This window comes from Paraprevotella xylaniphila YIT 11841 (assembly GCF_900683745.1).
Lineage (GTDB): Bacteria > Bacteroidota > Bacteroidia > Bacteroidales > Bacteroidaceae > Paraprevotella > Paraprevotella xylaniphila.
Map to the genome: position 1 here is coordinate 1,800,408 of NZ_LR215980.1, position 26,984 is coordinate 1,827,391.

17 protein-coding genes, 1 tRNA gene and 1 pseudogene are annotated in these 26,984 nt (G+C 49.4%); 11 read left to right on the forward strand and 8 right to left on the reverse strand.

What is annotated here, in order from left to right; all coding sequences use genetic code 11:
• Positions 1-11: 11 nt before the first annotated feature.
• Both E0E47_RS07710 and E0E47_RS07715 read left to right on the forward strand, forming a co-directional pair.
• A pseudogene (locus E0E47_RS07710) lies at positions 12-804 on the forward strand (UDP-2,3-diacylglucosamine diphosphatase).
• 827 nt (positions 805-1,631) lie between these two features.
• On the forward strand, positions 1,632-1,895 hold the full coding sequence (locus E0E47_RS07715; RefSeq protein ID WP_130893366.1) for a helix-turn-helix domain-containing protein: 264 nt from the start codon (positions 1,632-1,634) through the stop codon (positions 1,893-1,895).
• 81 nt (positions 1,896-1,976) lie between these two features.
• On the opposite strand, the gene E0E47_RS07720 is transcribed toward E0E47_RS07715, so the two are convergent.
• Together E0E47_RS07720 and E0E47_RS07730 are read right to left on the reverse strand one after the other, a co-directional pair.
• Positions 1,977-2,372: a type II toxin-antitoxin system HicB family antitoxin gene (locus E0E47_RS07720; protein WP_232038369.1), complete on the reverse strand. Its 396-nt coding sequence runs from the start codon at positions 2,370-2,372 to the stop codon at positions 1,977-1,979.
• 676 nt (positions 2,373-3,048) lie between these two features.
• Positions 3,049-3,122: transfer RNA gene (locus E0E47_RS07730), tRNA-Arg, on the reverse strand.
• Positions 3,123-3,300: 178 nt separating this feature from the next.
• On the opposite strand from E0E47_RS07730, the gene asnA reads away from it, so the two are divergent.
• Complete coding sequence (gene asnA / locus E0E47_RS07735; RefSeq protein ID WP_130893367.1) at positions 3,301-4,341, forward strand: aspartate--ammonia ligase; 1,041 nt, start codon at positions 3,301-3,303, stop codon at positions 4,339-4,341.
• A gap of 568 nt (positions 4,342-4,909) precedes the next feature.
• Here the strand turns inward: asnA and E0E47_RS07740 are convergent.
• Positions 4,910-6,952: a glycoside hydrolase family 97 protein gene (locus E0E47_RS07740; protein WP_130893368.1), complete on the reverse strand. Its 2,043-nt coding sequence runs from the start codon at positions 6,950-6,952 to the stop codon at positions 4,910-4,912.
• Positions 6,953-6,990: 38 nt separating this feature from the next.
• Positions 6,991-8,886: a rhamnogalacturonan lyase gene (locus E0E47_RS07745; RefSeq protein ID WP_130894340.1), complete on the reverse strand. Its 1,896-nt coding sequence runs from the start codon at positions 8,884-8,886 to the stop codon at positions 6,991-6,993.
• A gap of 267 nt (positions 8,887-9,153) precedes the next feature.
• Between E0E47_RS07745 and E0E47_RS07750 the strand changes: the two genes are divergently transcribed.
• The 3 genes from E0E47_RS07750 to dnaA all read left to right on the forward strand — a co-directional run bounded on the left by E0E47_RS07750 (position 9,154) and on the right by dnaA (position 13,014).
• Complete coding sequence (locus E0E47_RS07750; RefSeq protein WP_130893369.1) at positions 9,154-10,404, forward strand: N-acetylmuramoyl-L-alanine amidase family protein; 1,251 nt, start codon at positions 9,154-9,156, stop codon at positions 10,402-10,404.
• Positions 10,405-10,418: 14 nt separating this feature from the next.
• The gene (locus E0E47_RS07755; protein WP_008625625.1) at positions 10,419-11,309 is read left to right on the forward strand and encodes an MlaD family protein; all 891 of its coding nucleotides are present in this window, start codon (positions 10,419-10,421) and stop codon (positions 11,307-11,309) included.
• Between the two features lie 298 nt (positions 11,310-11,607).
• On the forward strand, positions 11,608-13,014 hold the full coding sequence (gene dnaA / locus E0E47_RS07760; protein WP_008625636.1) for a chromosomal replication initiator protein DnaA: 1,407 nt from the start codon (positions 11,608-11,610) through the stop codon (positions 13,012-13,014).
• A 57-nt stretch (positions 13,015-13,071) separates the two neighbouring features.
• Here dnaA and E0E47_RS07765 read toward each other — a convergent pair whose 3' ends face one another.
• The gene (locus E0E47_RS07765) at positions 13,072-15,531 is read right to left on the reverse strand and encodes a T9SS type A sorting domain-containing protein (protein ID WP_130893370.1); all 2,460 of its coding nucleotides are present in this window, start codon (positions 15,529-15,531) and stop codon (positions 13,072-13,074) included.
• A gap of 151 nt (positions 15,532-15,682) precedes the next feature.
• A complete protein-coding gene (locus tag E0E47_RS07770) occupies positions 15,683-16,423 on the reverse strand; it encodes a nitroreductase family protein (protein WP_008625638.1) in 741 nt (246 codons plus the stop codon).
• Positions 16,424-16,738: 315 nt separating this feature from the next.
• Between E0E47_RS07770 and E0E47_RS07775 the strand changes: the two genes are divergently transcribed.
• The 5 genes from E0E47_RS07775 (at position 16,739) to E0E47_RS07805 (ending at position 23,937) form a co-directional block, all read left to right on the forward strand.
• Positions 16,739-19,276, forward strand: coding sequence for an adenosylcobalamin-dependent ribonucleoside-diphosphate reductase (locus E0E47_RS07775; RefSeq protein WP_130893371.1), 2,538 nt, complete (start codon positions 16,739-16,741; stop codon positions 19,274-19,276).
• Positions 19,277-19,281: 5 nt separating this feature from the next.
• Entirely contained in the window at positions 19,282-19,650 is a 369-nt protein-coding gene (folB, locus tag E0E47_RS07780; RefSeq protein WP_415957675.1) for a dihydroneopterin aldolase, read from the forward strand.
• Between the two features lie 867 nt (positions 19,651-20,517).
• Positions 20,518-20,781 (forward strand): OadG family protein, encoded by a 264-nt coding sequence (locus tag E0E47_RS07795; protein WP_008622529.1) that lies wholly within the window; start codon positions 20,518-20,520, stop codon positions 20,779-20,781.
• 39 nt (positions 20,782-20,820) lie between these two features.
• Complete coding sequence (locus tag E0E47_RS07800; protein WP_130893374.1) at positions 20,821-22,686, forward strand: biotin/lipoyl-containing protein; 1,866 nt, start codon at positions 20,821-20,823, stop codon at positions 22,684-22,686.
• 3 nt (positions 22,687-22,689) lie between these two features.
• Positions 22,690-23,937 (forward strand): sodium ion-translocating decarboxylase subunit beta, encoded by a 1,248-nt coding sequence (locus E0E47_RS07805; protein WP_130893375.1) that lies wholly within the window; start codon positions 22,690-22,692, stop codon positions 23,935-23,937.
• 181 nt (positions 23,938-24,118) lie between these two features.
• On the opposite strand, the gene E0E47_RS07810 is transcribed toward E0E47_RS07805, so the two are convergent.
• Both E0E47_RS07810 and E0E47_RS07815 read right to left on the reverse strand, forming a co-directional pair.
• Positions 24,119-24,499, reverse strand: coding sequence for an ORF6N domain-containing protein (locus E0E47_RS07810; RefSeq protein WP_232038370.1), 381 nt, complete (start codon positions 24,497-24,499; stop codon positions 24,119-24,121).
• A 14-nt stretch (positions 24,500-24,513) separates the two neighbouring features.
• The gene (locus E0E47_RS07815) at positions 24,514-26,982 is read right to left on the reverse strand and encodes a bifunctional UDP-N-acetylmuramoyl-tripeptide:D-alanyl-D-alanine ligase/alanine racemase (RefSeq protein ID WP_130893377.1); all 2,469 of its coding nucleotides are present in this window, start codon (positions 26,980-26,982) and stop codon (positions 24,514-24,516) included.
• Positions 26,983-26,984 lie beyond the last annotated feature (2 nt).

Here is a 26,984-nt window from a genome sequence, read left to right on the forward strand (position 1 = left end):
AACAGAAGCACATGGAACGAAGAAGGCATTACCGCACGCTCGTGCTCTCCGACATTCATTTGGGTACCTCGCATTCCAAAACAGAAGAAGTCAGCCATTTCCTGAGCCACGTCGATTGCGACCGCCTGATTCTCAACGGCGACATCATAGACGGATGGCATCTGAAAAAATTTCCTGGACAATAATCTGGCTCCTCTCACGTTCGCCAACCTCTGCATCGTGAAAGACTATGAACTGGAAAGCGGCGGCAAACGTTACTTCGTCACTCACGGTGATATATTTGACCGGGGCACGACGCAAATGAAATGGCTCGCCCTTTTGGGTGACCTCGGCTATACTATCCTGTTGGCTTTCAACAGTTTCTACAACCGTTACCGCGTACGGCACGGCAAACCTTATTATTCGCTTTCGCAGCATGTAAAACAAAAAGTGAAGTCCGCCGTCAACTATATTTCGGACTTTGAACACACCTTGGCCGAATTTGCCCGTGCCCGCAAATACGACGGAATCATTTGCGGACACATCCATCATCCGGATAATACCGAATACGAAGGCATACATTACCTCAATTCCGGCGACTGGGTGGAGACCCTTTCTGCATTGGCCGAAGATGAAAACGGACATTGGAACATCATTTTCTATACTGACATCACCGACAGCCTCCCGCAATTTTCTGAACCCATAATGTCAACTTACTTATCGAGCATCTCACCCGGGAACCGGAGCCCGCACCCCAGTCTTTATATACAGAGAAAATACTACAACTTTTCAGGCGTTACAAACCGGTTTTATATAAATACCTAAACACCTAACCCTGTCTTTCATATCAAACAAAAACAAACAGGTATCAAAGAAATACAAAATACTCTCTATCAGGGAGAAAAAAATATATCTCTTAGTAAGAGATATACAAGTGGAATAAAAAACCTTCTTCATCGGCAAAATTAAGCAAAATCAGCGAATCTGCAAAATATAGGATTGTTTTTTTTCGTTCACAAACGGTTCCAAATGTTGATGAAATCGTTCCATCCGAAAACATAAATCCCTATAAATTAGCGCAATGAAAATACTCATTGCTCTCTTACTAAGAGAGCAATCATGCAAGCGAGCATGAACGGAATAAGAATTGTTTTTCATTATTGAAATTAGGTTAATGTAAAGGTAGCTGTCTTGTGAAAGACGGCTATCTTTTTTAGTCTGAATCCGTTGGAAAGCAGAAAACGAAAACACAAAAAAGACCCTAATACAAAACATAAAAAAAGTCCTCCACAATCCATAGATTGTTAAGGACTTTCCTCTCGTGACCCCGGAGGGAATATAACAATAATTATTGTTTAAAAACATATAGAATAAATAAATACATTAAATACTGATAAACAATAGAATATAGAACTTTGCAATTTCATACACTATTATTCGACTTCATTTATTTGCATTTTTGTAGGCAAATTAGTAGGCAATTTTATACCTTTGCAAAAAACAACAATGAAAATACTATTAAGATTGTCTTCCAAAATAAATATGGGTGGAATGAGTGAGATAATGCTTTCCGCTAATAATAGAATTGGAGATAAAGTCGTAACGTTGCGTGCAAAATCAGAGGTGTATATTATATTTTTAATATAAATCACATGAGAATCAAAGAAGTATTAAAAGAAAAAGGAATTACGCAGCAAGTTTTAGCCGAAAAGTTGGGCGTTTCGTATCAATCGATAAAACAAACATTAAATGCGCCATCGGTTACTACTTCTACTCTTGAAAAAATAGCTGTTGTTTTAGACGTACCTATATGGCAGCTCTTTGTCTCCCCGGAAGAAGTGTCAAAGGAACAAGGCACGGGCTTGCGGTGCCCCAATTGTGGAGCGAAACTCGAATTAAAGAAAACAGAGGATTGATAAAAAGAACCCCGAACCAATTAAGGAACGGGGTTTCATTGTCTTAATTAAACGGTCTCGCTTCACAGCGGTACACTATCTTTAGAATGTGGCTGCGGAAAGTTCCTTAGATATACGTTCCACCGCTACCCTTATCTTATCGTATTGCTTTTGTCCGGCTGCTGTCACACCGGAAGTGTATTGCCTCATCAATGAAGCGTTGATGCCTGCCAACTCCGCAACCTTGGTGACATTCAGGAATGAGAAATAGTTGAAAAAGGATTGCATATCATATTTGTAGGAAAACTCCAGTTCCGGAACTTCCTTGCCCTCTTCTGCCTGCATTTCCTTTATTTCCTCATACGCTTTCATCATATCCTCTTTGGCTGCTTCTGCCGTGTCTCCATATCCAGCCAACCCGAAGCCGGGTAAATCATCCTCAACAAAGCATGAGTAATACCCATCGTTCGCTTTTTCCATGATAACAGTTACTTTCATATCCATTTCTTTTAAAATAGGAGTACGGCACTATTACCGTACCCCATTGCCTCAACAAAAACAATCTTTCAACCATGAAGCGCAAAAGGTTGGGGGATTATTCCCCCAAAAGAACCTTTCTTGCCTTACGTTCCATTCCGGTAGGTACTTCTTGTTTGCCATGCCTTGACAAAGCAAATTTGTTTCCCGTTTTAGGACTATACCAAATATCATGATTGGCCCCATGCCTAAGAACGTAACAACCTGCTGCGGTAAGTTCCGCAAAAAACTGATTGTACTTCATAATGTAAAAGACCGTTTATTTATTAAGACATTGCAAATATAGCGTTTTTGCTACAAATCACCAAATAAAAACATAACTATTTTGCTATATTCATAAAAACTCATATCTCCATTGATACAAGGTTGGCCTACCTTTCACTGTGTGGGTCATGGTGGCCCAATCTTGCACGGGTGGCGGTTTGGCCATCCGTTTTTTCATGGCAATTCCCCTCCTATTTAAAGGAGATTTCCTCTATTTGAGTTTGACGAGAACGGTCATCTGAAAGAATAACCAATCCCTCTATTGAAATGCCCAAAAAGGTGGATTATTCGAGTTGGTAGGCAGAACGTAGGCAAAATTTACAAACAAAAATCCCTAAGTATTTATTAATTATATACTTAGGGATTTTTCTCGTGACCCCGGAGGGATTCTAACCCTCGACCTTCAGAACCGGAATCTGACGCTCTATACAGCTAAGCTACGGAGCCTTAAAAACGATGCAAAATTAAGAAAAAAACAAAGACGCACCAAACTATTTCAAAAAATTAATCCGCAAAATAAAAATTATCATATAGACACAAAAAACACGTTATACACTTCCAAGTTAACAAAAATACGCTATCTTTGCAGAACATTCTGAAAGAAATCAATAAACGTCATAAAGCAATGAGTCATTTAATCAAACCGGAAAACTATCATGCGCTGTTGGATTTGCAGCAGACTGAAATTGCCATTAAGAAAATAAAAGACTTCTTCCTGAGCAGTATATCCACCGAACTGCGTTTACGCAGGGTGACTGCTCCCTTATTCGTACTCAAAGGGTTAGGAATGAATGATGACCTGAACGGAGTGGAGCGTCCCGTCACTTTCCCCATCAAAGACATGAACGAGGCCCAAGCGGAAGTGGTCCACTCTTTGGCCAAATGGAAACGGGTCACATTGGCTGAGTATAAAGTGGAACCGGGATACGGCATCATCACCGACATGAACGCCATCCGTGCAGACGAAGAAATGGATAACCTGCATTCGCTTTACGTAGACCAATGGGACTGGGAACGCGTCATGCCGCCCCACAGCCGCAACACGGAATACCTGAAAAAAATCGTCAACCGCATTTACAATGCCATCCTGCGCACGGAATTCTTTATTTGCGAGACCTATCCCCAGTTGAAAGCATTCCTACCGGAAGACATACATTTCATACATGCCGAAGAGCTCAGGCAACGTTATCCCGACCTTACCCCGAAAGAGCGTGAGGATGCCATCTGCCGGGAATACGGTGCCGTATTCATCATCGGTATCGGCGGAAAATTGGAAGACGGAAAGGAACACGACCTACGTGCCCCGGATTATGACGACTACTCCACAATAGACGAACGCAGCGGCTTGGCCGGACTGAACGGAGACCTGCTCATCTGGTATCCCATATTGGGCCGCGCCATCGAACTTTCCTCCATGGGCATCCGTGTAGACAAAGAAACCCTGCTCAGACAATTACAACTGAGCGGAAAGGAAGACCGTAAAAAACTGTACTTCCACCGCCGCTTGCTCGACGGTACCCTCCCCCAGTCCATCGGTGGCGGCATCGGGCAAAGCCGCCTGTGCATGGTGTTGCTCCACAAGGCACATGTGGGAGAAACCCAGTCGAGTATCTGGCCTGAGGAAATGCGCCAAGAGTGCAAAGAAGCCGGTATAATATTGATATAGCCTACATCCTCCCGCCCAAAAAAATCACGCCCGAAACTCGCAGCGATGTGAGTTCCGGGCGTGGTATATGGTTGTTTCGAGTGATTATTTCTTCACGCAGCGCACGAAACGGGCATCTTGATTTTAACCATAAATCAGTTTTATTTTTTCAAAAGCCACACATAAAACAGTCAAATAAGACACACGGGAAGAAGAGAAGGGATTGACCTTGCAACCTCCGGCAACGGCTCCCATTCTTTCCGCAGAACGAAAAATCGTTCGGCTGAGAACTTCTTTCCGTTCTGCGCCAAACGATTTACAAGTGTGCAACTACTGTCACACCCCCATGAAACAAAAACAAGAAAAAAGCCTTCACCTGTTCATACCCATTGTATTCCAACGAATTAAGGTGAACTTGCATCGCAATACCCTTCACCAGCCTTTCACCGTCCTTTCAACATGGACTGGCTTTCAAACGGACACCTGAAAGAGTTAACAAACGTAAAACATTCACCTTAACACGTTATGGGACAAGAAGTATGAGCACCTGAAGGCATTTTTCAGACACACCCCGAACGGGCATAAAACCTTACAGAGCCTTACCTTTCAGCACGGCACCACCCTGGGCTGCCAATGTCAGCTTGAATTTTCCGTTCTTAGCCACCTTGGCCTCTTCTGCCTGTGGAGTTTTTCCATCCTTGCCGTCGTGGTAATAAGACACTGCCGTACCGGCCAACATAGGTAATTCCACAGTCAGTTTCAAAGCCTCCTTTCCTGCATTCAAGGCTGCCACATACCAATCCTGTCCGTGGCGACGCGCCAACACGACGTAGCGTCCGGGATAACCGTCGATGAACTTCACTTCGTCCCACACCGTAGGAACTTCTTTCATGAAGTCTATCTCGAAAGCCGGCACATCCGTCAGGTTGTTCGGTGCCAACGCAAAATTCTGGATAGGGTTCTGGAAAGCCACGGCCGTAGCCAACTGGAATATGTCGGTGGTGACACGGGTCGTTCCACCGTCGTTACCCCGGTTCAGCCGCTTGTTGAGGAAGGTGCCACCGAACTCCATGCAGCCCACCGAGTTGCGGATGAACGGGTGCAGCGTGGCATTGAAAGCCTCGTTGTCGCAGAAATGTTGGTTGAAAATCAGGTTCTCGGATGCTAGCACGGCCTCGCTGCCCACATAGTTGGGATACATGCGCTCCCAACCGCGCGGCAACGTACAGCCATGGAAGATGACCATCAGCCCGTGGTCGTCGGCATCGCTCAGAATGGCTTCGTACAAACGCATCGTCTCCTGCTTGTCGCCGCCGAAGAAGTCCACCTTGATGCCCTTCACGCCTTGCTGTTGCATCCAACGCATCTCCTTCTTGCGCGTGATGGGGTCGCACATGATGTTAATCGGACCTTGTTCGATGTCGTTCCAGTAACCGCTGGAACTGTACCACAAGAAAATGTCCACGCCTTTGCCTTGCGCGTACTTGATGAGGTCTTCCATCCGCTTATGGCCGATATTGTTGTCCCACCAGTTGTCTATCAGGGTATATTCATAGCCCATGGCAGAAGCCATGTCTACATAACGCACCTGGTCGTCGTAGTTGATACTGTTGTCTTGCCAGAGAATCCAACTCCACGTGCCGCGCCCGTACTTATATTTATGTTCCGTGGTGAAACGGGGCTCCACCACGTCCCAAACCACCGTGGTCTCCACGATGGGAGCCAAGTCACGGGACACCGTGAGCGTACGCCAAGGCGTATGGCCAGGCAAAGCGAAAGCCGGTTCCGGCGTGCCGTTACCGTTGTTCTCTTCCGGCATCGGGAAAGCCACGGTGTACAGGCCGTCCTGCGCGTCGCTCAGGCGGGATCCGCAATAGCGGCTGTCCACACCCGTTTCGCTCACAAGTACCCAACCGTCTTCCCCCACACGGAACAATCCGGGGAAGGTATAACCATGGCCGTACTGTGAAGGCGTCCCCATCGGTGCGTCGGCCTTATACTCCTCTTCGTAGCTGGGCTTCGTCCGCTTCCAACCTATCATGGCATCGCTTTGCGGTGTCAGGAAAGTCGTGGTCTTGCCGGGAAAACGGAACCCGGTGGTTTCGTTCATCACGCGCACACTGCCCGTTCCGCCCTGTTTGGGCAGGAAATAACGGAAAGCCACATTGTGGTCTTCCACCACAAATTCCACTTCCATCTCCTGTTTCTTGGCATTGGCAAGACGCACGGTAAAGGTATTGGCCTTCTTGTCCACCCGGCTCGCCTTGCTGCGCTCCAGGTCGTAACGGATGTCGCGCGTACCGGCCTGTTCTTTCACCCATACCAAGTCGCGGCTGAAATCGGCAAAGTTCGTCACCAGCCCCAAGGGAGACTCCTCCAACATCGTCACTTCCTTCCGTCCTTCTTTTCCATTTGCATAATATCCTACCTTATAATATGCGCGTCCGTCTTTCAGTCCTACTTTGAGGAAGGTCATACCGTCGGGACTGGTGACGGTCTTTTCATCCTGCTGCGCTGCCGCAGCCATGACTGCCGCCAAAGGAGCAGCGTCCGCTCCGCCCACAGCCCAGACTGTTCCGCCCGCAGACATCATTCCGGCTAACAAGATAGCCGCAAAAAAATTTTTCTTCATTGCTTTTTCATTTTTAGTTCATATAATTTTTCATATTCTCATTTTCCAAACTGATACCCCCGGAAAAGCTTGCCGCTCCGTTCTAATTCCGCACCGAAATAGAAGCCGGGCTGTGTGGGTTGGTTGTAGGCCACGTTCTCCGTCACGATACTGAGCCGGTAAGGCCGATCCTCCAAGAACGTATGGAAACGGTAAGGAGTGGGAAGCGGGGACACATACACGCGCAAAGCCGTATTGTCCGCCGTGCGCACCACGACCTCTTCGCGCCAGTCGCCCAAAATGTCGCCCTGCAAGCAAGGATTGCTTTTCGACCCGTTGTTGAAACTGCATCCGTCGAACGTAGCCAACGGACGGCAAGCCTGTGCCTCCCAGTCGTACTTGCTCACCGTTTCATGGTCCAGCATCTCGCGCAGCAAATCGCCGTCCCACCACACAGCCATGTTCATCGGCAACCCTTTAGGTGCGGCACAAACCACTTCTCCTTTTATATTCCGTATGCCCCCGGAAGCCGACGACCACATCTCCAATCCGTAATTCGTAGGGTCGATGTCCGCCGCCATGCAACGCCCCACGTCTTTGGCAGCCGGGAGTTGAAAGATGACCTTTCCGGTCGCGGCATCGCGGAAATCGCTCCCGTCGCGCTTGTTCTCGTGGCAATCCCACACTTGCAAGCGGTCGGACGAAGGGTCGAAAGCCGTGAGGTGCAAGGCGTCGCCATGGCCGAAGCCGGTATTGTACAGCCCCGTCCCGTCATGGTCTATCGCACACGAGCCGTATGTGATTTCGTCACAACCGTCACCGTCCACGTCGGCCACACGCAGGTTATGGTTCCCCTGCCCCGCGTACGAAACCCAACAGGCGGAATCCGTATCGAACACCCAACGCGACGCTAGCCGCTTGCCATCCCAATCGAAAGCCGCCAAAACACTGCGCGTATAATATCCCCGGCACATCACCACGCTCGGATGCCGCCCGTCCAAGTAGGCCACAGCCGCCAGATACCGCTCGCTGCGGTTGGCATAATTGTCGCCCCAGTCTTCCAACCGTCCGCGCGGAGGGATATAGTCCACCGTTTGCAAGGCCGCGCCCGTCTTCCCGTCGAACACGGTCAGGAACTCCGGACCCGAAGCGACATACCCCTTCCGGCCTTCCACCGGTTCTTGCGCCCCCACCCGGTAGTCTGCCGAGGGATCGCCTATCGAATGTCCCCGGCCGTCCACCGTGCCGTCCGCAGTCTTGGCCGTGACTTCAGCCCGTCCGTCGCCATCGAGGTCGTACACCATGAACTGGGTGTAATGCGCCCCCGCACGGATGTTGCGCCCCAAGTCGATGCGCCATAGGCGGGTACCGTCCAACTTGTAAGCGTCCAAAAACACGGTTCCGGTAAAACCGCTGTGGGAGTTGTCTTTAGCATTGGAAGGCTCCCACTTCAGCACTATCTCGAAATCCCCGTCACCGTCCAAATCACCGACGGACGCATCATTGGCCGTATAGGTGCAAACCTCGCCGCCGGGCATAGTCTGCGGCTCCGGCTGCTGCAACGGGATGTCCAGATAACCGCACGGGGCATTGGCCGGAAGCGTCCATTTGCCGCCGGACGAGGGTTCTTCCCGGCCGTCCACCACCGGACGTACCTCATATACCGATTTTCCCCGGGACGGGTTATAATCGTAAAACTGCGTGGAAACAGACACTGGTTTTGGGGTAACCAACAGACCGTCACGGTACACATTAAACACCGTACGGACCGAATCGGAAGACAAATAACGCCAACCCACCATGACCGTATCGGGTGATAACCTGACAGCTACGGTTCCCCGTCCCAAACGTTCCCCTGTGGTAGAAAGAGATGACTTCATTTCCGGCCTCCCGGTTACACAGGCGGAAACGGCATCTTCCTCCTGCATGGCAACCGGCCATACGGCCCCGGCCATGCACAGGGCCGAAATACATAAACAAGTTTTCCTCAGATTATTTTTCATGAGCCTTCAGTTAATGACGGTGCGAATATAGCGAAAAGAAAGGAGACACGCGACCGGCAGACTGATAAAATCTATTAAAATCTCTGGGATGCCTTACAGAAAAGCATGAAAACAAGTCGTCCCTTACCTGAAAATCTATTATATTTGCACAAGATAGGCGACAGTCCGTACTTTAAGAAGCACCGAATTGCCTTGGACTATCCCTATCTCTATAACAAAATGGAACTAAAAAAGACGATAAAAACGATAAAGCTCCTCTTCTTGTTTCTTTTGGCATACGTCGGAGAGACCCAATTCTTATATGCTTCGGCCGCACCGGCCGGAACCGACCGTTTCACGTTGGTCATCGACGCAGGACACGGCGGGAAAGATCCCGGTGCCATAGGCCGTTTCTCCCGCGAGAAAAACATCAACCTGTCTGTAGCAAAAGCTTTCGGCAAATTGGTGGAGGAAAATTGTCCGGACGTAAAAGTGATTTACACCCGGAAGACTGATGTTTTCATTCCGTTAGGACGACGGGCGGAAATTGCCAACCGGGCAAACGCCGACCTGTTCGTATCCATACATACGAATTCCTTGCCGGGCAAAGCGATAGGCCGGGGAGCCGAAACCTACACGTTGGGTATGGCCCGTGCCGACGAGAACCTGGAAGTGGCCAAACGGGAAAATGCCGTTATTTTAGTGGAGGACAATTATAAGGAACGTTACCAAGGCTTCGATCCGAAATCTTCGGAAAGCTACATCATTTTCGAACTGATGCAGGACAAATACATGGCCCAAAGCGTAGATTTTGCCAAACAAATCCAAAAGGAATTCAGGACAACCGGCGGACGGCCAGACAAAGGCGTACACCAAGCGGGCTTCCTTGTTTTGCGGGAAACTAGCATGCCAAGCGTATTGATTGAATTGGGCTATATCTCCACACACGACGAAGAGGCTTTCCTCAACTCACAAAACGGTATCCGTAAAATGAGCCAAAGCATTTATAACGCTTTCCTTTCTTATAAGAAGCAGCATACGAAAGGAAAAACAACGGGAGCGGAAAAGGATGCGCGACAGGCTGAAGGAAACGAAATGCAGGCCGTAGAAAGTGCTGTAACGGATGCCCCCGAAAGTGATATCGATTTATTGACCCAAAACAGTGATAAGCCTTCAACTTCCGGACCAGAGGAGAAAAAGCAGGAACAACCGGCAACGGACTCCCGGCCTGTATTCAAGATACAAATCCAGGCTTCCACCCGGCAGATACCCACAGGCAGTTCCCGCTTTAAAAACCTGTCTCCGATAGATTTCTATAAAGAGGGAGCTTATTATAAGTACACGTACGGGGCAACCACCGACTATCAGGAAGCTATCAAAATACGCAATAAAATAAAAGAAGATTTCAAAGGGGCTTTTATCGTGGCCTTTAAAAACGGCCGGAAGATGGAACTCTCTGAAGCTATCTCCGAATATAAAAAGAACAAATAAACGTTGAAAAACTTATGAAATACTTTACGAAAGAGGTTAAAATCGGCTTAACCGGTGCTGTGGCTATCGCTGCACTCTTTATCGGACTCAATTTCTTGAAAGGCATTAACCTGTTCAAGTCCAGCAATTCCTATTATATAGAATTTTCGGACATCAAGGGATTGGCCAAGTCCGGTCCTGTGTTAGCCAACGGATATAAAATAGGTACGGTACGCGACATACTTTACAATTACCAACAGCCGGGCCATGTATTGGTGGAAATCAGTGTGGACGAAAACATGTGCCTGCCTAAGGGCACAAAAGGCACATTGGTTACGGAAATGTTAGGCGGCTGTAACCTGAACCTTTTACTGGGCAATCCTGAAGACGGACACTACGCTCCGGGCGACACCATTCAGGGAGACGACACCAAGGGGCTGATGGACAAAGCTGCCGACATCGTCCCGCAAGTGGAACAAATCATGGGCAAAGTGGACACACTGCTGACCACACTGAATACGTTGGCAGCCAACCCCAACTTGCCAAACATTATGGAAAACGCCCAAAGCATTACGGCCAACCTTAACGAAAGCAGTCGGCAACTGAACGGTTTGTTACGTAACGATATGCCAAAACTGACAGACAAGATGAACCGGATAGGCGACAATGTCATTACCCTGACCGACCACATGAATGAACTGGACCTGCAAGCCACCTTAAGCAAGGTAGATACGACATTGGGCTACGTGCAGCTCATGACCGAGAAGATGAACCGCAAAGACAATACGTTGGGACTACTGCTGAACGACAGTGCTTTGTACAACAATCTGACTCATACGGCGGGCAGTGCCAACAACCTGCTTATAGACTTGAAAGAAAATCCGAAACGCTATGTACACTTCTCGCTTTTCGGACGTAAGAACTAACTTCGAAAAAACAGAGGCTGCAAGGCTTGTAAAGCCGGATACCCGACCAAGGTGTCCGGCTTTGTATTTTCCCACCCGACCACTCCCTGAAAACCTATCTTTCGGCAAGACAAACACTTAGAGAAAAACAAGCAAAAAGCACAATTTTATTTTTTTATTTTTTATCATTCTGACTGCAAGGGAATTAAAACGCCTTCTGCTTCCCGTCCTTAGCCAAAGGCTTGTTTTTATCGCGGAATATTGCGAAATTTGCAGCGTAGAAGTATATAGGAAGTTCATCGGATAAACACAAAATCTAATGGAAGGTTCAGCGCAATCGTTATGGGAACGTTGTCTGCCCATCATTCGCAATAACGTAGACGAGAAACAATACAGGACATGGTTTGAACCGATTCAGATCATCTCTTTCGAGAAGCAAGTACTGACATTCGGCTTGCCGAGCCAGTATTTCTATGAATTCTTGTCGGAACATTTCGGCCGGCTGATATTCTCCGTAGTACGACGAGTTTTCGGAGAAGGAACGCAGTTGAAATACAGCCTGATGGTAGACCAGACCCATCATTTGACCGTAGACATCGAGCCGGTCAACACACAGCCTTTGACGCCCCGTGCCAAGATACAGGCAACGGGTAGCAACAGGGCACCCAGTCCGTTACAGGCTCCCATGCCTCAGGATTTGGATCCTCAGTTGAACCGGAACTACAGTTTTGAAAACTTCATCGAAGGAGTAAGCAACAAACTGCCCCGCTCCGTAGGGCAGGCTATAGCCGAACATCCGAAACAATCCACATTCAATCCTTTGTTTATCTACGGAGCTTCCGGTGTGGGAAAGACTCATTTGGTAAACGCCATCGGGGCCAAGATCAAAGAACTTCACCCGACAAAGCGTGTGTTGTACGTTTCCGCCCACCTTTTTCAGGTGCAATACACGGATTCCGTACGGAAAAATACCGTAAACGACTTCATCAACTTCTACCAAACCATCGACGTACTGATTATCGACGATGTGCAGGAATTTGCTAGCCTGACCAAGACTCAGAACACGTTCTTCCACATATTCAATCATTTACACCAGAACGGACGACAGCTCATCCTGACGTCCGACCGACCGCCCACAGCCTTGCAAGGCATGGAAGAACGGTTGCTGACCCGTTTCAAATGGGGATTATTAGCCGAATTGGAGAAGCCGAACCAACAGCTTCGCCATGATATCCTGGAAAACAAAATCCGGCAGGACGGCCTGAAAATACCGGAAGAAGTCATCGACTTCGTCTCGGAAAACGTGAACGACAGCGTACGTGAGTTGGAAGGTATAGTCAATTCTCTCATGGCTTACTCCGTCGTATGGAACCGAGATATAGACTTGCCTCTGGCAGAACAAATCCTCAAACGCGCGGTAAAAGTGGAAAATAAACCTGTGACCATAGATTTCATTCTCGACAAAGTTTGCGGATACTTCAATGTCAAGCAGGAAGATGTGTTCACCAAATGCCGCAAGCAACCGGTGGCACAGGTACGGCAAATAGCCATGTACTTGGCTCAAAAACATACCAATCTTTCATTGGCCCGCATAGGTTCGCTGATTGGAAAACGCACACACGCCACGGTATTGCATTCCTGCAGCGTAGTCGAAGACCGGCTGCACGTAGACAAGGCATTCAAATCCAAAATGGATGAAATAGAAAAGCTGTTAAAACAACGATAAGCTTTCTATTTTAAAGAACTTCCGGCGCACCTGCTTCTGCAAGTGCGCCGGAAGTTTTTATTTCTTGATGACCTTGATGGTCTTCTGTATTCCGTCGCGATACAAATTCAAGAGATACATACCCTTACGCAAGTGCCCCGCTTGCAATTCAGTTGTCCCGGTCGGCGCTTCGTCCTGTGCCACGACAGCTCCCGACAATGAGACCAAACGCACGTTCCAGACTTTATCCGTGGCGTTGGAAATGACAATACGACCATCCACAACCGTACGTTCCACAGTCAACAGACCATCGGTCTCCACAGCAGAAACAGAAGAACCACCCTTGGGCTCAAGCACCACTGTCATATAGGTTCCACCGATATAACGATAGACATCGTTTACGGCATACACCTTTTCAAAAGGCAGGTAGCCCTCGGCTTCCACTTTCATGCGGATTTCGTCACCGCGCACGTCGGCCAAAGTCAGATACCCGGAAGCATTCGTCCGGTACACTTCACCATTCAGCGTCACGGTAGCCCCGGCCAGATTGTGTCCTTTCACGTCCTCCACTTCCAGTTCAACCAAGATACCCTCCTGCTTGCGGTCTATATTGAGCACCACGTCGGTCAAATGGCCTGCTTCCAATGTCACAGGCTTCAAATCGGATATATGCATGTCAAACCCTTCATAATTCGAGCCAACGGCCTGCATTTCATACTGTCCGGGAGCGAGTATGACATAAGTTGTCCCGCTACCCTCGAAGTCCATGTCCGTGATGAAATCTCCCTTGCTTAACACATTGCCATAATCCGCCTCCAACCCGTCGGGCACAACGGTATTCACACGAGCATAGGCCAAACGGCTGAAATCCAACACCACCTTGTCCGACACGCCCTCTACAGTCTCATGCACCACGTAATCGAACTCTATGCCATCTTCTCCCGAATAAGTGGAATAGCTAGTCCAGTTGAAAACATATTCCCCTTCCGGCAAACGGGTCCGGAACTTCGTCTCTCCCCGTTCAATACGGTACGACCACAGCCTTTCACCCCGTGGCGTAGTCACCTCGCACGTGAACGACCTCCCCTCCATGAAGTCCGGCAGATTCGCCACGGAAACCTCGACCGACACACTTTCCACCTTCGACAAATCAATCTCAACCTCCTGCTGTTTCTCCATATCAAACGAACCGAGCGTCAGGAACTCTACTTGATTCGTGGCATATTCCTGCCTTTCCAAGGCATAAGTGTATGCTCCGGTTTTCAAGCCCAACTCGGCCTCCCATACAGCGGAAACGCCATTTCCCTCGTCAACCGGGTTGAAACCGGTAGACCATCCGTCTTTCCCACGCCTTACATGGATACCATAATAATGACCTTCTTCCGCCCCTTTCAACTTGAAACGCATCGTCCCATAATCGGAGGAATGGAAAGAGCAAACCACGTCACGGCTCTCTGCCGTATTCACAAGCCCGTGTTCTGCTTCGAAATACATTGGGGGATTGTAAGCAGGTTGCACTCCATACTTATACAAACCATCTACCATGTAAACGGTATAAGGGAAGTCTATATTATTCACATAAAACTCATCATACTCCATGCCGACGGGAGAAATCGTCAAACTTCCGGACTGTACATCGCCCTCCATACGGAACGTCACGGGTTTATACCCTTTGTCTTGGAAGGAATAATCCACTGTGGTAGTGTTCCCTGAAGCCGTAAAAGTAGCAAAATCCGTTGCAGGCGAAGCCAAATAGTTGCCCTCCATCTCCGGATAATAGTAATATGTACCGGGCTGAAGATATCCCTGCACGCTACCTTGTTCATCGGTAGACAAATCTAAATTCGCTTGGAGAAGAATGACCTCGGCTTCGGCCGGCTTCCCTTCAGCATCTTTGACCTGAAAGGTAACCAACGTCATATCATCCAATTTTTCTGGCGTAACCACGGCTACATCTTCATCCTCTACGGTCACTTTTCCGTTTTTCACAGCTACGCTGATTCCCTCGGGCGTAAACGCAGACAGTTCATAACTGTACTCTTCCGCACGCAGAAATTCACCGTCATCCATCCTTTGCGTAACCACTCCGGGCATAGATTGTCCGGAAACCGACCCGTCAGACAAGCCCAAATAATCCAAAGTCACAGTATAATCCTCCGGGCTGCCTGACGTGAAACTCACATAATGATAAGGAGAGAAATCCGCATTCACTTCCACCGTCGTAATTTCCGGGTTGCCGAAATCAAAAACTATCGGCCCTTCGTAAGAAATCGACTGGTCCGGCATGTAAAGTCGGATGAAGTTATCCTCGTAAGGATTGTAAGACAACTTGCCCTTGAAACTACTGGAAGTTGCATCCCAGACAAACCCATTCTCAGGCATCCCCTGCCCGTTGAGTTCAAGTTGCAACTGCGCCACGTCGAAACGCTCGGAAGACGACGGGGTGACCTTTATCACCGTAGTCAACTCTCTCATCTCGTCTTGGGCATAAGTCTGCATGCCTAAGAACAAGCACAATAAAAGTAAAATCTTCTTCATACACTTATTTTTTTAAAGTTGGTTTTATACGGCTTCAAAAATACTGAAACTCCAACAAAACAAAAAGGGAGGCAAAGCTTTTTTACCCCCCCCGTTAAGTTTATTTAACACAGAGTAAAAGGCACGCTCTTACCACGCATGCCTGCGCCCGTCAATCTAAAAACCCCTGACGCTTCAAAGCCTCCAACATACCCCGGCTCATAGCCTCGTTATCCTTACGGGTGTAACGGATATCCGTGAAAATTTGAGCCAACGTCTCCTTGTGATTGATTTCCACAAAATGCCTGTTCTCTGGTAATTGTTCTTTCGGCCCGTAATATCGGTCGATGGTTTCGGGAATATAGTCGTGATAGGTCTCTTCATGTACCACAGCCTCCAAAGGCAGACGGTCGGCCTGCTCGGGATGTTCGTCGGGCCATCCGACGGTGAGTGTCGCCACCGGCATCACCAAGCGGGGCAACTGCAAGATGTCGATAATTTGGGACGGCATATATAAAGTCGTACCTAAATAACAAATCCCCAACCCTTCCGCCTCGGCCAAATTACAAAACGTCTGCGTAAACAACAGCGCATCCGTAGCGGCATTCAAAAATGAAAGAAAATTGTCATATCCGGGCTGCGCCTTGCGCTGCTCCGCCCATTTGACCGTACGGTTGAAATCCGCACATACCGTCAGGACCACAGGTGCCTGAGTCACCATAAGCTGATTGAAATGCGCCGGTGCCAAACGCTTTTTCATCTCTTCGCTACGCGTCACCACCACGCTATAAAGTTGCATGTTCCCCATGGTCTGCGTGCGTTCCGATACTTCCAAAAGCCGACGCAACAGTCCCTCATCCACCGGTTTTCCGGCATACTTCCGAATACTTCTGCGGTTCTTTACTGTTTCCATGATTCATTCGTTTTTTACTTCGGACAAAGATACACAAAATGATTCATAATAGATTAGATTTCAAAGGTTTTTATTTCTTAAGATTTTCATTTTTGGATAACTTTTCCGATTCGTTTAAAATGCATCAAACTCATAATCAAACGAATAACACAAAAGAATGGAAAACTTTCCATAAAAAGACAAGATTTTAAGTTTTTCCTTTGGTCATATCAGAAAACATGTGTAGTTTTGCAACGTCCTTCCGGATTGACCGCTATTGCTTCTACAAAATCTGATAACGGAATCCTAAAGTAAACCATTTAAATTCAAACAGTCGTGAAAGAGAAGACTTACAGTTATGACGAAGCCTTTGAGGCTGCCCTTCAATATTTCAACGGAGATGAGTTGGCCGCAAGAGTGTGGGTGAACAAATACTCCATGAAAGACTCATACGGCCATATTTATGAAGTATCGCCCGAAGACATGCACTGGCGTATCGCGAACGAAATCGCCCGCATCGAAAACAAATATGCGAATCCGCTCAAGGCAGAAGAAATATTCGAACTTCTTGATCACTTCAAATACATCATCCCGGCAGGCAGTCCCATGACCGGAATCGGCAACAACCACCAAATCGCATCGCTCTCCAACTGCTTCGTCATCGGTCTGGACGGACAAGCCGACTCATACGGCGGCATCATCCGCATCGACGAAGAACAGGTGCAACTGATGAAACGGCGCGGCGGCGTAGGCCATGACCTGTCGCACATCCGCCCGAAAGGCTCGCCCGTGAAAAATTCGGCCCTGACTTCTACCGGCCTCGTCCCTTTCATGGAACGATACAGCAACTCGACGCGCGAGGTGGCACAAGACGGACGGCGGGGCGCACTGATGTTGTCCGTCAGCATCAAGCACCCGGACTCCGAATCGTTCATCGATGCCAAAATGACGGAAGGCAAAGTCACGGGAGCGAACGTATCCGTCAAGATCGACGATGAATTCATGCACGCTGCCATTGAAGGAAAATCCTACACGCAGCAATACCCCATCGACAGTTCTTCTCCCATGGTGGCCAAGGACATCAACGCACAGGATTTGTGGAAGAAAATCGTGCATAACGCATGGAAAAGCGCCGAACCCGGCGTCTTGTTCTGGGACACGATCCTGCGTGAATCCGTGCCCGACTGCTATGCCGATCTTGGTTTCCACACCGTGAGCACGAACCCCTGCGGCGAGATACCGCTTTGCCCGTATGACAGTTGCCGCCTGTTGGCCATCAACCTTTACGCTTACGTGGTCAACCCGTTCACGCCGGAAGCCTATTTCGATTTCGATTTGTTCAAGAAACATGTGCAACTGGCCCAACGGTTGATGGACGACATCATCGACCTGGAACTGGAAAAGATTGAAATGATTCTCCAAAAAGTAGACGCCGACCCGGAATCCGAGGAAGTAAAGGGCACGGAACGTCATTTGTGGGAAAAGATATACAAGAAAAGCGGACAGGGACGGCGTACAGGCGTAGGCATCACGGCAGAAGGTGACATGCTAGCCGCACTCGGCCTCCGTTACGGCACGCAAGAAGCCACGGACTTTGCCGTGGAAGTACACAAGACCGTGGCCCTGCAGGCATACCGCTCATCGGTACAGATGGCCAAAGAACGCGGGGCATTTGAAATCTTCGACGCCGAACGCGAAAAGAACAACCCGTTCATCAACCGCTTGCGCGAGGCAGACCCGGAACTGTACGAAAACATGGTAAAATACGGACGACGCAACATCGCTTGCCTCACCATCGCCCCGACGGGGACGACCAGTCTCATGACACAGACCACATCTGGGATTGAACCGGTATTCCTGCCCGTGTACAAACGCCGGCGCAAGGTCAACCCGAACGACCCGGAAGTACATATCGACTTCATCGACGAGACGGGCGATGCCTTCGAGGAATACATCGTCTATCACCATAAGTTCCTCACGTGGATGAAAATCAACGGATACGACACGGAAAAACGTTACACGCAAGAGGAAATCGACGAATTGGTGGCACGTTCTCCTTATTATAAGGCCACGGCCAACGACGTGGACTGGCTGATGAAAGTCAAAATGCAGGGAGCCATCCAGAAGTGGGTGGACCACAGTATCAGCGTGACGGTCAACCTGCCGAACAATGTGGACGAAGAACTGGTCAACCAACTCTATGTGGAGGCTTGGCGTTCGGGATGCAAGGGTTGTACCATCTATCGCGACGGTTCGCGTTCGGGCGTGATGATTTCCGTGAAGAACGAGAAAAAACAGCCGGAACTTCCCTGCAAAAGTCCCGAAGTGACGGAAAAACGTCCGCAAGTATTGGAATGCGACGTGGTACGCTTCCAGAACAACAAAGAAAAATGGGTAGCTTTCGTCGGACTGTTGAACGGCTATCCCTACGAAATCTTCACGGGTATTCAGGATGACGACGAGGGAATCGTCCTTCCGAAAAGCGTCATGAAAGGACGCATCATCAAGAACGTGGACGAAGACGGCAACAAACGTTACGACTTCCAGTTCGAAAACAAGAAGGGATACAAGACCACCGTGGAAGGGCTTTCCGAGAAGTTCAACAAGGAATATTGGAACTATGCCAAGCTGATTTCCGGCGTGCTGCGTTACCGCATGCCATTGGACCATGTCATCAAGCTCGTCGGTTCGCTGCAACTGGAGAGCCAAAGTATCAACACTTGGAAAAACGGCGTGGAACGCGCCCTGAAGAAATACATCACGGACGGCACGGAAGCCAAAGGTATGAAATGCCCGAACTGCGGTCATGAATCGTTGGTATATCAAGAAGGATGCCTCATCTGTAAGCACTGCGGCGCCTCCAGATGCGGATAGGCTCTATGAAAGTGAAGAACAGCCGCATCCTGCTGCCTCGCGTACGTTTCTATGCCCACCATGGCGTGGATCCGCAAGAACAACTGACAGGCGCTTACTTCCACGTCGGGATGGAAGCCGACACGGATTTCAACGAGGCCATGCAGACCGACCGGTTGGAGGGCACAGTGAGCTATGCCGACTTATACGAAAGCATCAAAGCGGAAATGGACATCCCTTCAAAGTTGTTGGAACACGTGGCGGGGCGGATTCTTCAAAGGCTCTTCGACAACTTCCCTTCCATCAGCCGCATCCACCTGACCCTGACCAAGGAAAATCCGCCGATGGGGGCCGATTGCCGCGAAGCCGGGGTGGAAATCGAAGCGGAAAGATAAGGACCCGGACATCGGTATGAACTGTTTTTAGACAGAATATCTATATTTTAGACATAAGAACAAAAGAACATATTTTCAAGTCTTAAAAGGCTTTTTGTTCTTATGTTCTTTTGTCCAAATATCATTTTGTCAAATTGTCACTTCCGCCTCCTCAGAATCGCATATTCCGGACATGCAGGCACACATGGAGAAAAGAAACGATTCTCACGCATTTGCAGAAACCCTTTGTGCCCCCTGCCACAACTTTTGCTTACTTCTTGCACAAGAATGAGGCATACAACGCGCAAACAAGCGAAAAGCACGTAAGCCCCAAAGAAGCTCCACCTCTCATTGTGCCATCCTGATTTCGACAACTTCCGACCTCCAAATAGAGAAAAAGATGGCGATTTACGTACTTCCCTACACCGGTTTCTACCTGTCGGCGCGCCATCGGGCAGATGTTTTTTCCACATCCTGCGGAGAAAAAAAACGTTTTTTCAGCCGAACGAAAAATCATTCAGCTGAGATTGATTCTTAAAATCCATCAACAAGATTTAAAAGCATCCCGAAACTGTAAAAAAACATAAAGGAAACGAAGTGAAAATTGTCTGAATGGTGTTTTTTACAATCATTCGTTCCCTCTCTAAACAAGCTATTACCTTTCTTTTTGTTCCATAAACCCGCATTTTCGTATCATTTATTTCAAACAGGCTTTTCAGCAACTTCCTGAAAAGTCTCCATACATACCGAGTTCCGATATTGCATTTTTTTAAGAGTATTTTTCCACACTTATTCTTCCATCCCACAAGAAAATTTTGTAATTTAGCGGGCAATAACATGAAACAGACACAAAAGGACAAATTCACATAATAAATTATCACCAAAACAATGGAAAACATAGGTTTAGCATTACAACTCATGGTGGTGGGCATGGTTACGGTGTTCATCATCCTCATGATTGTCATCCAGTTGGGCAAATGGCTGATTCAGATAGTCAACAAAGTAGCCCCCGAAGAAACGGTGGCTCCGAAACGGAAGCCTGCACCCGGTACGGCCACGGCCATCGATGCCCAGACACTGGCCGTCATCCGGGAGGCCGTCAGCCAAATCACCGGAGGCAAAGGAAGCGTGAGCAAGGTAGAACGCCTGTAAGCACAAACAGTCATCGAAATCTAAAAGAAAAAACATACAATGGAAAAAAGAGAAGTAAAATTCAGCTTAGTGTTCCGCGACATGTGGCAAAGCGCCGGAAAATACGTGCCGCGTGTGGACCAGTTGGTGAAAGTGGCTCCCGCCATCATCCGGATGGGATGTTTCGACCGTGTGGAAACCAACGGGGGCGGTTTTGAACAGGTAAACCTGCTTTTCGGGGAAAACCCGAACAACGCCGTGCGCCAATGGACGAAACCGTTCCACGAAGCGGGCATCCAGACCCACATGCTCGACCGCGCACTGAACGGCCTGCGCATGAGTCCCGTGCCGGCCGACGTGCGCCGCCTGTTTTATAAAGTCAAGAAAGCGCAGGGCACGGACATCACCCGTACGTTTTGCGGGCTGAACGACATCCGCAACATCGCACCCAGCATCCGCTACGCCAAGGAAGCCGGCATGATTTCGCAGTGCAGCCTTTGCATCACCCACTCGCCCATACACACGGTGGAATATTACGTGAAGATGGCCCAACAACTCATTGACTTGGGATGCGACGAAATCTGCCTCAAGGACATGGCGGGCATCGGCCGCCCCGAAACCCTCGGTAAAATATGTGCGGGCATCAAGGCTTACAAGAAAGACATCATCGTGCAATACCATTCCCATGCGGGACCGGGCTTCAACATGGCTTCCATCCTCGAAGTATGCAAGAACGGATGCGACTATGTGGATACAGCCGTAGCCCCGTTGGCATGGGGTACGGGGCACGCCGACATCCTGGCCGTACAGGCCATGCTAAAGGACGCAGGTTTCAAAGTGAAAGAAATCAATATGGCGGCCTACATGGAGGTACGCTCGCAGATACAGGAAATGATGGACGACTTCCTCGGATTATACTGCAATCCGCTCAACCGTATCAACAACTCCCTGCTCATCGCCCCGGGACTGCCGGGCGGCATGATGGGTTCGCTCATGGCCGATCTGGAGACCAACTTGGAGTCGCTCAACAAATGGAAGGCCAAACATGGGCAAGCCGAACTGACGCAGGACGAATTACTCGTCAAGCTGTTCGACGAAGTAGCCTACATCTGGCCCAAGGTGGGGTATCCCTGCCTCGTGACCCCGTTTAGCCAATATGTGAAAAACCTGGCCCTGATGAACGTCATCCAAATGGAGAAAGGCAAAGAACGTTGGAGCATGATTGCCGATGACATCTGGGACATGATTTTGGGCAAGGCCGGACGCCTGCCGGGCGAAGTGGCTCCGGAACTGAAGGCACTGGCCGAAGCGCAAGGACGGAAGTTCTCCGACACCGACCCGCAAGCCAACTATCCGGACGAACTGGACAAATACCGCCAGATGATGGCCGAAAAAGGATGGGACACTGGACAAGACGACGAGGAACTCTTCGAGTATGCCATGCACCCGTCGCAGTATGAGGCTTACAAGAGCGGCAAGGCCAAACAGGACTTCCTGGCCGACCTGCAAAAGAGACGCGAGGCTGCCGCCGCACCGGCCGGCGCAGGAAGCGCACCGGCACAGCCTTCTACCGTTACCGTTACCGTGAACGGACAATCTTACAAAGTGGACATCGCCTACGGAGAACAAGCCGCACCGGCACAGACATCAGCCGCACCGGCGGCACAACCCGCCGCAGCCACAGGCGAAGGCGAAGACATCCCGGCTCCGTTGGAAGGTAAATTCTACCGCGTGAAAAACACGGAAGAAACACCGAAGCAACCGGGCGACCGCGTAAAAGCGGGCGACATCCTGGGTTACATCGAGGCCATGAAGACCTATAATGCCATCCGCGCCGAATTCGACGGTACCATCACGGCCATTTTGGTCAACTCCGGCGATGCCGTGGAAGAAGATGACGTAATCATGAAAATAGCCAAGCAGTAAATTATGGAACAGTTAACAGATATATTCAACAAGCTATACCAGATGACGGCTTTCAGCAACATCATTGCCGACCCGTCGTTCCTCATCATGTATGCGCTGGCTTTCGTCCTGCTCTACTTGGGTATAGTGAAAAAGTACGAACCGCTGTTGCTCGTGCCCATTGCGTTCGGGGTGTTGCTGGCCAACTTCCCGGGCGGCGAGATGGGGGTCATACAAGCGGACTCGCAAGGGATGGTCACACTGGCCAACGGCAGCAAAGCCAACATCTGGGAAATGCCGTTGCACGACATCGCCCATGAATTCGGCCTGATGAACTTCCTTTATTACATGCTCATCAAGACAGGTTTCCTTCCACCCGTCATCTTCATGGGAGTAGGCGCCCTGACAGACTTCGGTCCGATGCTGCGCAACCTGCGCCTGTCCATCTTCGGGGCCGCCGCCCAATTCGGCATCTTTGCCGTGCTGTTGGTAGCCATCCTGATGGGCTTCACGCCGAAAGAGGCCGCCTCGCTCGGTATCATCGGTGGTGCCGACGGCCCGACGGCCATCTTCACGACCATCAAACTGGCCCCACACTTGCTCGGTCCTATCGCCATTGCAGCCTATTCCTACATGGCACTTGTGCCGGTCATCATCCCGTTGGTGGTGAAACTGACCTGCACGAAGAAGGAACTGATGATTAACATGAAGGAACAAGAAAAACTGCATCCGTCTACCACGGAAATCAAAAAACTGCGTGTACTGAAAATCATCTTCCCTATTGCCGTCACGACAGTAGTAGCCCTGTTCGTCCCCACGGCAGTACCCCTCATCGGCATGCTGATGTTCGGTAACTTGCTGAAAGAAATCGGTGCCGACACTTCGCGCCTGTTCGATGCGGCTTCCAACTCCATCATGAACGCGGCCACCATCTTCTTAGGATTATGCGTGGGCGGAACGATGACAGTGGATGCGTTCCTCAACATGCAGACGATAGGCATCGTCATCGGTGGATTCCTCGCCTTTGCGTTGTCCATTGCTTCCGGCATCGTCATGGTGAAGATATTCAACCTGTTCAGCAAGAAGAAAATCAATCCGCTCATCGGTGCCACCGGGCTGAGTGCCGTACCCATGGCCAGTCGTGTCTGCAACGAAATCGCCACCAAATATGATGTGAAAAACCATGTGTTGAACTACTGCATGGCCTCCAACATCTCCGGTGTCATCGGCTCGGCCGTGGCAGCCGGCGTGCTGATTTCCTTCTTGGGGTAAGACAGTTACAAACCGGATAAACAAAGAAGACAGAAGAACATAAGGATAAGATTTTGTCCTTATGTTCTTCTGTCTTTAAAAGAAGTAAAATCAAAGATGTATAACCTTCACTCACTTCGGTAACCCAACAGATAAAAAAACAGGTTATTCTGTTTCCGTTTGCTCCGAACCATTTTGCCTTTTAACCCGTTTTACATATAGCAAACGTCGCATTCACAGCCTTCTTGCTTTTCAATATAGCAGCCAACATATACAATCCTCTTTCCGTGAACACGGCAGGCAAGGCACGACTTTTAGACGATATTTTTACGGTCGGATTTTTCGACCGCAAAAATATCATTTCCTCACGTGTCAACCGAAACATGTAAGTAAGCGGGAACTTATCCGGATTATTTTTCACAGCCTCGTTCACTCGTTTGGTTTCCACACCATACAAATCTGCTATATCCGCATCTAATATCACCACCGTCTCACGCACGGTCATTATTTTACCGCGAACCTGCTCAAACATATTGCCTGTCGGCAGTCCCACATCAGTATGCTGCAAAGTATTCTTATCCATTTCCATTTTTTATGTCAGTCCTGATAATACACCCTCTTCACCCGGGCACTGACTCCCGTCAGAATTTCGTAGGGAATCGTACCCACAGCGTCGCTCAGCACCGTCACCGGCAAATCATCGCCGAAGATGATGGCGGTATCGCCCTCACGGCAATCTATGTCCGTCACATCTATCATGCAGACATCCATGCAAATATTGCCCACATACGGGGCACGCTGTCCGTTGACCAGGCAATACGCACGACCGCAGCCTAGCTTGCGGTCCAACCCGTCGGCATAACCGATGGGCAGGGCTGCAATCCTGCTGTCACGCGTCAACCGCCCTTTGCGGCTGTATCCCACCGTATCTTCCTTCGGCACTTCGTGTATCTGGAGAATCGTGGTTTTGAGCGTACTGACATTATGGAGAATCTCATTATTCCGGGAATTGATACCATAGAGCCCCAAGCCGAGACGTACCATCTCCAAATGACGCTCCGGGAAATGCTCAATCCCCGCACTGTTGCAGATATGGCGCAGAATCTTATGACTATAAGCCTGCTGAAGCTGCGCACTGCCTTTCAGGAACAACTCGTACTGACGGGCGGAAAAGGCATCGAAATCGTCGCTGTCGCTCCCGACGAAATGGGAAAATACGGAACGGGGAATCACAGCCGACTGGCGTTTCAACCGTTCCACCAACAACGGCATATCCTTTTCCGGGTCGAATCCTAACCGGTGCATGCCCGTGTCTAATTTCACATGGATGGGAAAATGAGTCACCCCTTCTTTCTCCGCCTCGTGAGTCAAGGCTTCCAACAAACGGAAACTGTACACTTCCGGTTCAAGGTCGTACTCGAACAAGGTCGGAAAACTGCTCATCTCCGGATTCATAATCATGATATTCGCCGTAATGCCGGCCTTCCGCAAGTCCACACCTTCGTCGGCCACGGCCACGGCCAGATAATCCACCTGATGATCCTGCAGGGTTTTGGCAATCTCCACAGCACCGGCCCCGTAAGCCGACGCCTTTACCATACATACCATCTTCGTCTCCGGCTTCATGAAACTGCGGTAATAGTTCAAATTATCCACTACGGCATTCAAATTGACCTCCAATGTCGTTTCGTGCACCTTCAAGGCCAAGTGTTCCGTCAAAACGTCGAAACGGAAAGACCTTGCCCCTTTGATGAGAATCACTTCGTCGTGCAACGTGTCCAACACACCGCTGCCCAACAATTCATCCGTAGAACGATAAAAACATGCCTCCATACCGAACAGACCTCGTACGGCAGACAAGCACGGACCGACTCCTATGAACTTCTCCACGCCGCGCATAGCCACCAAACGGGCCACGCGGCCATATAAATCCTCAGGCGCACCGCCAGCCTGCTCGATATCACTCAAAACCAACGTACGTTTCCGCCCCGCACAATCAGGACGCCGGTTCATGAAGTCGAGGGCGATATCCAAAGAATTATAATCCGAATTGTAACTGTCGTTAATGAGCGTACAACCCGAACGGCCTTCTTTCACCTCCAGGCGCATGGCCACCGGTTCGAGCACGGCCATCCTTGCGGCAACCGCCTCGGGACTCATCCCCAAATGCAAGCATACGGCCAGACAGGACACGGAATTGACCAACGAAGCCTCATCAATAAAAGGAATAGAGTAAGATGACTCCTTACCTTTATATATATAGGATACAACCGTCTCTGCCTCCCGCTTCTCCACCGATGCGATATATAAAGGTACATCGCGCCGCTGCCGCGACCATGCAAAGTATTCTCCTTTGAAAGCCGAACGGTTGACGCAACCGGCTATACGCGCATCGTCCATATCGTACACCAAGACTTTGGCATCCTTGAACAACCTCAACTTCTCCAAACACTTTTGCTCATACGAAATGAAATTCTCCTGATGCGCATCGCCCAGGCAAGTGAAGACCCCGATGGTCGGCTGAATCACCGACTGCAAAGCTTCCATCTCTCCCGGCTCGGAAATTCCGGCTTCAAAAAGCCCTACTTCATTTTTCTCATCCAGGTTCCATACGGACAAAGGCACTCCGATTTGGGAATTGTAGCTCCTCGGCGAACGGGTGACGCTCTTTCCGGGCGACAACAACTGGTAAAGCCACTCCTTGACCACGGTCTTCCCATTACTTCCGGTTATACCCACCACCGGAATGCCGAAAGCCTCGCGATGGCGTTCGGCCAAGCGTTGCAAAGCTTTCAGCGGACTGACTACTTGCAGGAAATTGGCATCGGGACAGGATGTCATGTCTTCCGGCAAGCGGCTGACCACAAAAGAACGTACCCCCCGACTATAAAGTTCGGAAATATAACGGTGCCCGTCGTTGCGGCGGCTTTCCAACGCAAAAAACAAAGTATCTTCAGGGAAACACAAAGAACGGCTATCTGTCAGGAGCCACCTGACTTCCACTGCTTCGTCGCCCCACAAATGTGCACCGACCAACGAAGCTATTCTTTCTAATGTATAAGACATAA

Bases quoted from the DNA above. Each gene is read 5' to 3' on its own strand.
- E0E47_RS07715 (WP_130893366.1), top strand. From the start codon at position 1,632: ATGAGAATCAAAGAAGTATTAAAAGAAAAAGGAATTACGCAGCAAGTT.
- E0E47_RS07720 (WP_232038369.1), bottom strand. From the start codon at position 2,372: ATGAAAGTAACTGTTATCATGGAAAAAGCGAACGATGGGTATTACTCA.
- asnA (WP_130893367.1), top strand. From the start codon at position 3,301: ATGAGTCATTTAATCAAACCGGAAAACTATCATGCGCTGTTGGATTTG.
- E0E47_RS07740 (WP_130893368.1), bottom strand. From the start codon at position 6,952: ATGAAGAAAAATTTTTTTGCGGCTATCTTGTTAGCCGGAATGATGTCT.
- E0E47_RS07745 (WP_130894340.1), bottom strand. From the start codon at position 8,886: ATGGCCGGGGCCGTATGGCCGGTTGCCATGCAGGAGGAAGATGCCGTT.
- E0E47_RS07750 (WP_130893369.1), top strand. From the start codon at position 9,154: ATGGAACTAAAAAAGACGATAAAAACGATAAAGCTCCTCTTCTTGTTT.
- E0E47_RS07755 (WP_008625625.1), top strand. From the start codon at position 10,419: ATGAAATACTTTACGAAAGAGGTTAAAATCGGCTTAACCGGTGCTGTG.
- dnaA (WP_008625636.1), top strand. From the start codon at position 11,608: ATGGAAGGTTCAGCGCAATCGTTATGGGAACGTTGTCTGCCCATCATT.
- E0E47_RS07765 (WP_130893370.1), bottom strand. From the start codon at position 15,531: ATGAAGAAGATTTTACTTTTATTGTGCTTGTTCTTAGGCATGCAGACT.
- E0E47_RS07770 (WP_008625638.1), bottom strand. From the start codon at position 16,423: ATGGAAACAGTAAAGAACCGCAGAAGTATTCGGAAGTATGCCGGAAAA.
- folB (WP_415957675.1), top strand. From the start codon at position 19,282: ATGAAAGTGAAGAACAGCCGCATCCTGCTGCCTCGCGTACGTTTCTAT.
- E0E47_RS07795 (WP_008622529.1), top strand. From the start codon at position 20,518: ATGGAAAACATAGGTTTAGCATTACAACTCATGGTGGTGGGCATGGTT.
- E0E47_RS07800 (WP_130893374.1), top strand. From the start codon at position 20,821: ATGGAAAAAAGAGAAGTAAAATTCAGCTTAGTGTTCCGCGACATGTGG.
- E0E47_RS07805 (WP_130893375.1), top strand. From the start codon at position 22,690: ATGGAACAGTTAACAGATATATTCAACAAGCTATACCAGATGACGGCT.
- E0E47_RS07810 (WP_232038370.1), bottom strand. From the start codon at position 24,499: ATGGATAAGAATACTTTGCAGCATACTGATGTGGGACTGCCGACAGGC.
- E0E47_RS07815 (WP_130893377.1), bottom strand. From the start codon at position 26,982: ATGTCTTATACATTAGAAAGAATAGCTTCGTTGGTCGGTGCACATTTG.